The organism is Variovorax sp. E3 (assembly GCF_016082275.1).
GTDB lineage: Bacteria > Pseudomonadota > Gammaproteobacteria > Burkholderiales > Burkholderiaceae_C > Variovorax.
Map to the genome: position 1 here is coordinate 57,318 of NZ_MOWM01000023.1, position 10,532 is coordinate 67,849.

The window sequence follows — 10,532 nt, forward strand, 5'->3', positions numbered from 1 at the left end:
ACCCGGTGCCCAACAAGAGCCCGATCAGTCGAGCTTGCCGCTATCGGTCTTGGCGCGAATCAGGTCCAACAGCAGGGTGTCGCGCGCGGCTTCGAGGTCGGCCGTGCGGCGTTGACCCAATTCCTCATCGACACCTTCTTTCACCTTCTGCTTGAGCGCCGCAGTCATCGACGGCGCACCCAGGTCCTTCCACCAGTCCTCGATCGGCCCGCCCAGGTGCGCGAGCACATGCTCGATGCCGCCCGCGCCACCCGAGAGGTGCAGGTTCATGAACGGCCCCATCACCGCCCAGCGCAGGCCGGGCCCGTGCGCGATGGCCGTGTCGATGTCGGCCACGCTCGCCACGCCTTCGTTCACCAGGTGGAAAGCCTCGCGCCACAGCGCCGCCTGCAGCCGGTTCGCGATGTGGCCCTTGACCTCGCGCTTCACGTGGATCGGCCGCTTGCCGATGGCTGCGTAGAACGCCATCGTGCGTTCGATGACCTCGGCCGAGGTCTGCTCGCCGCCGATCACTTCCACCAGCGGAATCAGGTGCGGCGGGTTGAACGGGTGCCCCAGCACCACGCGCTGCGGATGCGCGCAGCCCGACTGCACGCCGCTGATCGCCAGGCCCGACGAACTCGACGCAAGGATGGCGTCGGGCGGTGCCGCCGCGTCCATGCGGCGGAACAGGTCGATCTTGAAGTCCATGCGCTCGGGCCCGTTCTCCTGCACGAAGTCGGCCACGGACACGGCGTCTTCCAGGCTGTCGTGAAAGCGCAGCCGGTCGATGGACGCGCCTTCGGACAAACCGAAGCGCTCCAGCGTCGGCCAGTGCTGCGCCACCGCCGCGCGCAGCCGCTCCTCGGCGCCGGGCGAGGGGTCGGTCGCGTTCACGTCGAGCCCGTGCGCCAGGAAGTAGGCGGCCCAGCTCGCGCCGATCACGCCGGTGCCGACCACCGCCACGCGCTTCACGCTCGAAAAAGAAGATCCCATGCTCATGTCGATTTCCACCGCGCGCAGCGGCTCTCCGCCCTGGTCGTCCATGCGGCCTCGCCGCGGATCGGCTCGACCACCTTGTAGTAGTCCCACGGCTCCTTCGACTCGGCCGGGGTCTTCACCTGCATCAGGTGCATGTCGTGCACCATCAGTCCATCGTCGCGCAGCCAGCCGCCCTTGACGAACATGTCATTGAACTTCGTCTTGCGCAATTGCGCCATCACCTTGTCGGCGTCGTCGCTGCCCGCGGCCTTCACGGCCTGCAGGTACTGCAGCGCGGCCGAGTAGTCGCCGGCGTGGAACGACGAGGGCATGCGCTTGTGCTTGTCGAAGAAGCGGCGCGCCCACTCGCGCGACTCGGGGCTCTGGTTCCAGTACCAGCTGTCGGTGAGGTACATGCCCTGCGAGGTCTTCAGGCCCAGCGCGTGCACGTCGTTGATGGTGATGATCATGCCGGCCAGCTTCATGTTCTTGCCGAGGCCGAACTCCGCCGCCGACTTGATGGCGTTCACCGTGTCGCCGCCCGCGTTGGCCAGCGCCAGCACCTGCGCCTTCGAGCTTTGCGCCTGCAGCATGAACGACGAGAAATCGCTCGCGCCCAGCGGGTGCTTCACCGAGCCCGCCACCGTGCCGCCGCTGGCCAGCACGGTCTTGGTGGCGTCGGTCTGCAGCGCCGCGCCGAAGGCGTAGTCGGCGGCCACGAAATACCAGCTCTTGCCGCCGGCCTTGACCACCGCGCTCGCGGTGCCGCGCGCCATGGCCACGGTGTCGTAGGCGTAGTGCACGGTGTAGGGCGAGCAGTACTCGTTGGTGAGGCTCGAGGCGCCCGAGCCCACCACGAAGTACGGCTTCTTCTTGTCGGCCGCCACGCCCGCCATGGCAATGGCCGCGCCCGAGTGGACGCCGCCGATCAGCATGTCGACCTTCTGCACGTCGAACCACTCGCGCGCCTTGGCGGCGGCGATGTCGGGCTTGTTCTGGTGGTCGGCCGTGACCAGCTCGATCTTCTTGCCGCCGATGGCACCGCCCATGTCGGCGATGGCCATGCGGATGGCCTCGGCGCCGGCGGGGCCGTCGTAGTCGCGGTACAGGCCCGACATGTCGCTGATGAAGCCGATGCGGATCACGTCGTCGGATACCTGGGCCCAGCGCCGGCCGAGAAGGCGGCGCCCAGCGCGAGGGCCAGGGCGGTGCGGGAAATGTTCATGCGTGTTGTCTCCGTTCGTTGTCGTTGTCGTTGTTGTTGTCCTTGCGTGCCGTCAGCCGGGCGCGAACTCGGGGCGCGGCGTGCCCACGCGCGGCAGGCCCATCATCTGGCGCGCCTCGGCCGGCGTGGCCACTTCCATGTCGAGCTCGCGGATCACGCGCACGATGCGCTCGGTGAGCTGCACGTTGGTGGCCAGCTCGCCGTGGCGAAAGTAGAGGTTGTCTTCCAGGCCCACGCGCGCATGGCCGCCCAGCAGCAGCGCCGCCACGTTGGCCTCCAGCTGCGACATGCCGATGCCGCTCACGCCGAAGATGGCGCCCTTGGGCAGCGTGTCGACCATCATCTGCAGGTTGCGCGGCGAGTAGGGCATCGCGTTCTGGAAGTTGCGGTGCACGTTCATCACCAGGTTGATGAAGTAGGGCTCGTCGTCCCAGCCTTCCTCGATCAGCGTGGTCGTGTCCTGCAGGATGTGCGTGGGGCTGAACACCTCCCACTCGGGCTTGATGCCGCGCGCCTTCATGCCGGCGGCCAGTTCGCGGCCGCGCGTCAGGGGCGTGTCCATCAGGATCTGCTTTCCCTCGAAGCTCAGGTTCAGCGTGGTGGCGTCGAGCGTGCACATCTCGGCGCCGGCGTCCATGCCCTTGATGCGTTCTTCCCAGGCAATTTCCCAGCGGTCTCCGGCCAGCGGCTTGACCATGTCGCCGTGCACGCCGCCGCCGGTGGAGTTGTTGATGACGATGTCGCTGCCGCCCGCGCGGATGCGGGTGTTGATGTCGCGGTACACGTCGCGTTGCAGGTGGCGCCGTCGTCGGGGCGGCGCGCGTGGATGGCCACCACGCTGGCGCCGGCGTTCCAGCAGCGCAGCACGTCGGCCGCGATTTCGGCGGGCTGCGTGGGGAGGTGGGGGTTCTGCGACTTGTGCGCCATGCCGCCGGTGGGGGCGATGGTCACGATCACTTTGCGCTTCGACATGCTCGGGAACTCCTGGTGTCTTTCATGGGGGCGCGCCATTATTTTTGAGGCGCCGCCGCACTCAGTCATCGCGACGACATTTGGGGGCAGGGTTTACCTGCGCCAGCGGCTAAAGTTGCCCTGCCTTCCTTCCACAACATCCAAGCCAAGGAGCAGCGTCCATGAAATTCCTGCCTTTCGTCCTGGCGGGCTTCGCCGTGTTGGCATCGACACTGGCGGCCGCGCAGCCGGGGCCTGCCGCAACCTGCGCGGCCAAGCGCGAAGCCATCGGGCGGGACATCGAGGCGGCCAAGGCCGAAGGCCAGCCCCACCGCGTGCGCGGGCTGGAGCGCGCGCTGGCCGAAGTGCGCCGCAACTGCAGCGACGCGAAGCTGGCCGCCGAGCACCAGAAGCGCGTGCGCAGCCAGGAACGCAAGGTGGCGCAGCGCGAGCGCGACCTGAAGGAAGCACAGCGCAAGGGCGATGCCGACAAGATCGCGCGGCGCGAAGACAAGCTGCGCGAGGCGCAGGCCGAGCTGCAGCGCGTCAAGGACCTGCCTTGATTGCCCGTTGCCGCCGCGTGCCTTGAAAGACCCATGCCCACGACCAAGCAACCCCTTCAGCACGCCTCGCTGACCATCCCGCAGCTGCTGCAGGGCTCGGCCTGGTTTCCGCTGCTCGACGTGGCGGCGGGCGAGCGCGTGCTCGACGAGATGCGCGAGGTCGAGGTGGCCGCCGGCGCCGCGCTGTGCCGGCGCGGCGACACGCCCGCGCACTGGTACGGCACGCTCGAAGGCTTGCTCAAGTGGTCGATCACCTCGAGCGACGGGCGCTCGGTGACGCTGGGCGGGCTGTCGGTGGGCAGCTGGTTCGGCGAGGGCACGCTGCTGCGCGCGCTGCCGCGCTCGGCCGACATCATCGCGCTGCGCCCCAGCCGCGTGGCACAGCTGCCGCTGGAGACCTTCGAGTGGCTGCACCGCACGCAGCGCGGCTTCGATCACTTCTTGCTGCAGCAGATCAACGAGCGGCTGCACTGGTTCATGGGCAGCTACGCGGCGCACCGGCTGCTCGATGCGGACAGCCAGGTGGCGCGCGCGCTGGCGGGGCTGTTCCACCCGTGGCTGCATCCGGGCAGCGAGCCGCATCTGCAGACGTCGCAGGAGGAGATCGCCAACCTGTCAGGCGTGTCCAGGCAGCGATGCAATGCGGCGCTGAACCGGTTGAAGGAGGCGGGGTTCCTGCGCATCGAGTACGGGGGGATCACCGTGATCGATCTCGAGGGGCTGCGCCGGTTCATCAGCGAGTGACGACGACTTGCTCCCTCTCCCGCACGCGGGAGAGGGAGCAAGACCAGCTCAGCGCGTGTGATGCGAGGGCGCGCGCTCGTACACCGGCGTGTCGATCCCTTCCATGCGCGCCTTCAGCTGCAGCGCCAGGAACTGCGAGTAGTGCCGCGACTGGTGCAGGTTGCCGCCGTGGAACCACAGGTTGTCGACCTGCGTGGGCTTCCACATGTTGCGCAGCTCGCCTTCCCACGGGCCCGGGTCCTTGGGCGTGTCGGAGCCCAGGCCCCAGCACTTGCCGACCTTGTCGGCGATCTCGGGCGAGATCAGGTCGGCGAGCCAGCCGTTCATCGAGCCGTAGCCGGTGGCGTACACCAGCAGGTCGGCCGGCAGCTGCGTGCCGTCGGTCAGCGTCACCGAGCGTTCGTTCACGCGTTCGATGTTCACGCCGCTCTTCAGGTGGATGCTGCCGTTGGCCACCAGCTCCGAGGCGCCCACGTCGATGTAGTAGCCCGAGCCGCGCCGCAGGTACTTCATGAAGAGGCCCGAGCCGTCGACCCCGAAGTCCAGCAGGAAGCCGGCCTTCTCGAGCCGCGCGTACAGGTCGGCATCGCGCTTCTTCATCTCGTCGTACACCGGGATATGGAAGGTGTGCATGATCTTGTAGGGCACCGACGCGAAGATCAGGTCGCCCTTGTGGTGGTCGATGCCGTTCTTTACCGCCTGCTCCGAATAGAGCCCGCCCAGCGCGAGCTCCATCAGCGACTGCGAGGGCGCGATGTGCGTCGACGAGCGCTGGATCATCGTCACGTCCGCGCCGTGCTCCCACAGCGCCGCGCAGATGTCGTGCGCCGAGTTGTTCGAGCCCAGCACCACGCACTTCTTGCCCGCATAGGCCTCGGGGCCGGGGTGCTGGCTGGAGTGATGCTGGTCGCCCTTGAAGTTCTCGGCGCCCGCCACCTTCGGCACGTTGGGGTAGCCCGAGACGCCCATCGCGAACACCAGCTGCCTGGGCCGCAGCACCACCGTCTGGCCCTCGCGCTCGACCGTCACTTCCCAGCGCTGCGTGGCTTCGTCGAAGCGCGCGTTCTTCGCATGGGTGGAGCTCCAGTAGTTGAGCTCCATGATCTTCGTGTACATCTCGAGCCAGTCGCCGATCTTGTCCTTGGGTGCGAACACCGGCCAGTCGTCGGGGAAGGGCATGTAGGGCAGGTGGTCGTACCAGACCGGGTCGTGCAGGCACAGCGACTTGTAGCGCTTGCGCCAGGAGTCGCCGGCCTTGGCGTTGCGCTCCACGATGATCGTCGGCACCCCCAGCCGCCGCAGCCGCGCGCCCAGCGCGATGCCGCCCTGGCCGCCGCCGATGATCACCACCTCGGGCTGCTCGGTGTAGCCCAGCGCGGCTTCTTCGTCGCGGCGCTTCTCGAGCCAGTTCTTGCGGCCCTTGTGCACGCCGTGCTCCGCGCCTTTGACGCGGTTGTCGCCCGTCTTCTCTTCGAAGCCCTTGAGCTCGGTCATGGTGGTGAGCAGGGTCCAGGCTCGCCCGTTGCGCAGCCTGAGGTGGCCGCGACCGCGCGCCACCCGCGTCTCGAAGGTGAACCACGCATCGATCACGCCGTCGGCCTCGGTCGCTTCGCCCTCCACGGCAAAGGCCGTGGGCTGCGTGTCGGCCAGGCGCGCCTGCAGCATCGCGCGGATGGCGTCCGGGCCTTCCTGCGTGCGGATGTTCCAGGTGAAGGCCACGAGGTCGCGCCAGAAGCCGTCGGGCTCGAAGAGCGAAACGGCCGCGTCGATGTCGCCGCGCGCGAGCGCGGCGGCGAAGTCGGCAAGCCATTGGGAAGCGGCCCGGGTGGGGCCGGTGGTCGGGTCTGTCATTGCATGTCTCCGTAGCGTCGTTGAGGGATGCGCGGCGAGGCGCATGGCGGGTTGCGCAGCTTTCGTGCCGTGCTGACGACGACCGGAAATCAATGACTTGGCGGGGTTTTTGTCGCAGCTGTCGCAGGCGACGTGCGACACACGTCGCAACTGCTACATGCGTCGCGGCAGTGCGATGCCGTGGCGCTTCATGTGGCGGTACAGCGTGGCGCGGCACACACCAAGTTCGGCGGCGGCTTGCGACACGTGCCAGCGATGCTGTTTCAGCAGCGCCAGCAGGCTTGCCGCCTCTGCGCCTGTATCGGGCATGGCTTCGGCGGGGGCCGCGACGGCTCTTGCCGTGCGCGCGGGCAACTGAAGATCTTCCACTCCCACCGCGCCATCGCTGCACAGCGCCAGCGCCAACCGCAGCACATTGCGCAACTCGCGCAGGTTGCCGGGCCAGTCGTGCGCCATCAGCTGCAGCATCGCAGCCTGCGAAAGCCGCGAAGTCGAGCCCATCGCCGCGGCTTCTTCATGGAACATCGCCTCGATCAGATACCGCCGATCGCCCCGCGCGCGCAGCGGCGGCAGCTTCAGCACCGCGCCGCACAGGCGGTAGTACAGGTCCTCGCGAAACGCCCGGCCGCGACCAGCGCCGACAGGTCGCGGTGCGTGGCTGCCACCACGGCAAGGTCCACCCGCTGTGGCGACTCCGCCCCCAGCGGCAGCACCTCGCCTTCGGACAGCACGCGCAGCAGCCGCGTCTGCAGCGCCATCGGCATGTCGCCGATCTCGTCGAGGAACAGCGTGCCCCTGTCGGCCTGCGCGATCAGGCCCTTCATGCCCTTGGCGCGCCCGCCCGTGAAGCTGCCGGGCGTGTAGCCGAACAGCTCGCTCTCGATCAGCGAATCGGGAATGGCCGCGCAGTTCACCGCCACGAAGGGCATCGCCGCGCGGCTGCTCGCGCCGTGCAGCGCGCGCGCCAGCACCTCCTTGCCGCTGCCGGTCTCGCCCTCGACCAGCACGTGGATGCCGCGGTCGACCAGGCGGCGCGCTTGCGCGAGCAGCTTCCGCATGGCCGGGTCGTCGCCGGCGATGCGTTCGAGCGACGGCAGGCGATCGGAAGGGCGCGCGTTCGGCGCGGCGGTTGCCGGTGCGGTGGGCGCTGTGGGCGCACGCCGCACGCGCGGTGCCAGCAGCGACGCGTGGTACTCGCCGCCGCCGGGCAGCAGCACCGTGTGCGCGAAAGGCATCAGCGCCGATGCGCCGCCATTGCCGATGCGCCAGATCGCGTCCATCGGCATGTGCAGCAGCTCCGACACCGCGCCGCTCAGCGCACGTCCCGCAAAGGCCTGCCGCGCGCCGCCGTTGGCGCCTGCCAGCGTGCCGCCGTCGTCGAAGGCCAGCATCACCTCGCCCGCCACGTCGACCAGCCCGAAGGCGCTGCCCAGCCGCAGGATCCAGTGGCCGCGGAAGTTGCGCAAAAAATCGGCGTCCTCGATCATCCGCGCGTACATCGACACCAGGTGCCGCACCAGGTGCTGGCTCTCCTTGGCCTCGGGCGAGCGCAGCGCCGACACGTCCAGGATGGCCGTGAGCTTGCCGCTGTGGTCGAACAGCGGCGCGGTGGTGCAGGTGAGCGCGATGTGCGTGGCGTCGAAGTGCTCGGTCTGGTGGCAGGTCATCGGCTGCCGCTCGATCAGGCAGGTGCCCACGCCGCAGGTGCCGGCGTGCGCCTCGTTCCAGTCGGCGCCCAGGTACAGGCCCGCCTTGCGCAACTGGTCGTCCCATGCGGGGTTGCCGATGTAGTCGACCGTGATGCCCTCGGCGTCGGTCAGCAGCACCATGTAGCCCAGGTCGGCCACGCGGCGGTAGATGTCTTCCATGCCCGCGCGCGCGGCGCGCAGGAAGTGCTCGAGCTGCTGCTGGTGCGCGCGCACCTCCTGCGCGGGCAGGATGCGCGCGGGGCTCGGCTTCGACGGGTCGAGTCCGTGGTCGCGCACGCAGCGCGCCCACGACTTGTGCACCAGGCTCGCCGCCGGATCGGCCAGCAGCGCCGCGCCGGTGGTGATCGAGTAGACGTTGTCGATGTGACGCGACTGCAGGGAAGTCATGCTGAACCTCGCGGTGCCCGGACAGCCGGACATCATTCGGCTGTCGCACTGTCGCGGGACAGAGGTGAAACCCGGTGGCGTCACGGTTTCGGGTTACGCTTTTCGCCGACGTACAACAAACGGCAACAGCTTTCTTCACCATGACCGCCGCGACACACGAATTCACCCTCTTCGCCGACTACTTTCAGTTCTACATCCAGGACGAACTCGCCGAAGACGACCTGTCCGATGCATGGACCGACGAGGCCGTCGAGCGCATGCTGGCCGTCGAGGACGGCGTCGTCGGCATCGGCACCGTGCGCAACATGGACGTGCCCGTGACCGTCGAGATCCTCGATGCGCCGCCGCCGCTGGACGCCGACCGGTGGGCGCATGTCGTCGAGTGCACGCTGGTGGCGCGCAGCCCGAAGCTCGCGATCGCCGGCTGCACCGACTACTTTCCCGACGCCGCGCGCATTCCCGTGGCGCCCGGAACCTACCGCCTGCGCGCCTGCTTCGCGGGGCTCGACACGCTCTCGGAAGACGGGCTCGAAGGCAACGACCGCTACCACCTGCAGCTCTGGCCGGCGCCGGCCATCGAGGTCACGGTCGTGAAGCAGCACGCGGGCTGAGCGGCCCGGGCCTCACACGCCCAGCAATTCCTCCAGCGCCTGCGGCTCGCCCAGCAACTCCGCCGACGCCCCATGCCGCACGATCTGCCCCTTCTCCATCACCACCGCCAGGTCGGTGTGCGCCAGCACCTTGCGGTAGTCGCGGTCGACGATCAGCGTGGCGATGCCCGTCGCACGGATCTCGCCGATCACGCGCCAGATCTCCGCCACGATCAGCGGCGCCAGGCCTTCGGTGGCTTCATCGAGGATCAAGAGGCGCGGGTTGGTCATCAACGCGCGGCCGATCGACAGCATCTGCTGCTCGCCGCCCGACAGCTGCTGGCCGCCGTTCGACAGCCGCTCCGACAGGCGCGGGAAGGTCGCCATCACGCGGTCGAAGGTCCACTCGCGCCGGCCGTCGATGCCGGCGCGCTCGCTCATCACGAGGTTCTCGCGCACCGACAGGTTGGGAAAGATGCCGCGCCCTTCGGGCACGTAGCCGATGCCCAGCCGCGCCATCTTCTCGGGCGGCAGGCCGGTGACGGTGCGGCCGTCGACCTGCACTTCGCCCGACGCGGGGCGCACGTAGCCCATCATCGTGCGGATCAGCGTGGTCTTGCCCATGCCGTTGCGCCCGAGCAGGCCGACCGACGTGGCCGCCGGAATGCCGGCATGCACGCCGCGCAGGATGTGGCTGTTGCCGTAGTAGGTGTTGAGGTCGCGAACGATCAGCATCAGTGGTGCTCCTCGCCCAGGTAGGCGGTGCGGACCTCGGGGTTCTCGCGGATCTCCTGCGGGTTGCCGGTGGCGATGACGGTGCCGTTCACCATCACGGTGATGCGGTCGGCAATGCGGAACACGGCGTCCATGTCGTGCTCCACCAGCAGGATGGCGTGCGTGGCCTTCAGCCGCGCGAGCAGCGTGAGCATGCGGTCGGTTTCCTCGGCGCCCATGCCGGCGAGCGGTTCGTCGAGCAGCAGCACGCGCGGGTTGGTGGCCAGGCACATGGCCACCTCGAGCTGGCGTTGCGCGCCGTGGCTCATGGTGCCGGCGACGCGCAGCGCCTCGCTCGCCAGGCCCGCGGCCTCGAGCGCCGCATGGGCCGATGCATTGCTCGCGGCGCAGTGTTGCGACGACTGCCAGAGCGCCCACGGCTTCGCGTTCGCGGCCTGCGCGGCGAGGCGGCAGTTCTCGTGCACGCTGAACTCCGGGAAGATGGTCGTGCGCTGGTAGCTGCGGCCCACGCCGTCGCGCGCGCGCTTCGACTGGGCGCGGCGCGTGATGTCCACGCCGTCCAGGCGGATGCGCCCCTCGGAGGCCTCGATCTCGCCGGACAGCATGTTGATGAGCGTCGACTTGCCGGCGCCGTTGGTGCCGATCACCGCGTGGACTTCGCCGATGTGCAGGTCGAGCGTGACGGCGTTGACGGCGGTGAGGCCGCCGAAACGGCGCGTGAGTTTTTCGACGGAGAGCAGGGCGTTCATGGTTTTGCTCCTTCCCCTTCCGGGGGAAGGTTGGGATGGGGGCGAGCGGCCTTGGTTGCCGCGCGGCG

The 10,532-nt window shown here is 68.8% G+C and carries 7 protein-coding genes and 3 pseudogenes; 3 read left to right on the top strand and 7 right to left on the bottom strand.

Annotated features, from left to right (window positions below):
* Positions 1-24: 24 nt before the first annotated feature.
* From BMG07_RS11315 to BMG07_RS11325, 3 genes and pseudogenes are all read right to left on the bottom strand, one after another.
* On the bottom strand, positions 25-975 hold the full coding sequence (locus BMG07_RS11315) for a 3-hydroxyacyl-CoA dehydrogenase NAD-binding domain-containing protein (RefSeq protein WP_198084660.1): 951 nt from the start codon (positions 973-975) through the stop codon (positions 25-27).
* Between the two features lie 2 nt (positions 976-977).
* Positions 978-2,185: pseudogene (locus tag BMG07_RS11320) on the bottom strand (ABC transporter substrate-binding protein).
* Positions 2,186-2,237: 52 nt separating this feature from the next.
* Positions 2,238-3,157, bottom strand: a pseudogene (locus BMG07_RS11325) (3-keto-5-aminohexanoate cleavage protein).
* A 161-nt stretch (positions 3,158-3,318) separates the two neighbouring features.
* Between BMG07_RS11325 and BMG07_RS11330 the strand changes: the two are divergent.
* Both BMG07_RS11330 and BMG07_RS11335 read left to right on the top strand, forming a co-directional pair.
* A complete protein-coding gene (locus BMG07_RS11330) occupies positions 3,319-3,699 on the top strand; it encodes a DUF1090 domain-containing protein (RefSeq protein ID WP_198084653.1) in 381 nt (126 codons plus the stop codon).
* 33 nt (positions 3,700-3,732) lie between these two features.
* Positions 3,733-4,443 carry a Crp/Fnr family transcriptional regulator gene (locus BMG07_RS11335; protein WP_198084654.1) on the top strand — a complete coding sequence of 237 codons (711 nt, stop codon included), beginning with the start codon at positions 3,733-3,735 and terminating at the stop codon, positions 4,441-4,443.
* A 48-nt stretch (positions 4,444-4,491) separates the two neighbouring features.
* Here the strand turns inward: BMG07_RS11335 and BMG07_RS11340 are convergent, their stop codons facing one another.
* Both BMG07_RS11340 and BMG07_RS11345 read right to left on the bottom strand, forming a co-directional pair.
* The gene (locus tag BMG07_RS11340; RefSeq protein WP_198084655.1) at positions 4,492-6,294 is read right to left on the bottom strand and encodes an NAD(P)/FAD-dependent oxidoreductase; all 1,803 of its coding nucleotides are present in this window, start codon (positions 6,292-6,294) and stop codon (positions 4,492-4,494) included.
* Between the two features lie 153 nt (positions 6,295-6,447).
* Positions 6,448-8,390 (bottom strand): annotated as a pseudogene (locus BMG07_RS11345) (sigma-54-dependent Fis family transcriptional regulator).
* A 140-nt stretch (positions 8,391-8,530) separates the two neighbouring features.
* On the opposite strand from BMG07_RS11345, the gene BMG07_RS11350 reads away from it, so the two are divergent.
* Positions 8,531-9,001 carry a hypothetical protein gene (locus BMG07_RS11350; protein ID WP_198084656.1) on the top strand — a complete coding sequence of 157 codons (471 nt, stop codon included), beginning with the start codon at positions 8,531-8,533 and terminating at the stop codon, positions 8,999-9,001.
* 12 nt (positions 9,002-9,013) lie between these two features.
* Here BMG07_RS11350 and BMG07_RS11355 read toward each other — a convergent pair whose 3' ends face one another.
* A complete protein-coding gene (locus BMG07_RS11355; RefSeq protein ID WP_198084657.1) occupies positions 9,014-9,715 on the bottom strand; it encodes an ABC transporter ATP-binding protein in 702 nt (233 codons plus the stop codon).
* A complete protein-coding gene (locus tag BMG07_RS11360) occupies positions 9,715-10,464 on the bottom strand; it encodes an ABC transporter ATP-binding protein (protein ID WP_198084658.1) in 750 nt (249 codons plus the stop codon). The genes BMG07_RS11355 and BMG07_RS11360 overlap by 1 nt, the downstream gene beginning before the upstream one ends.
* Between the last annotated feature and the right edge of the window lie 68 nt (positions 10,465-10,532).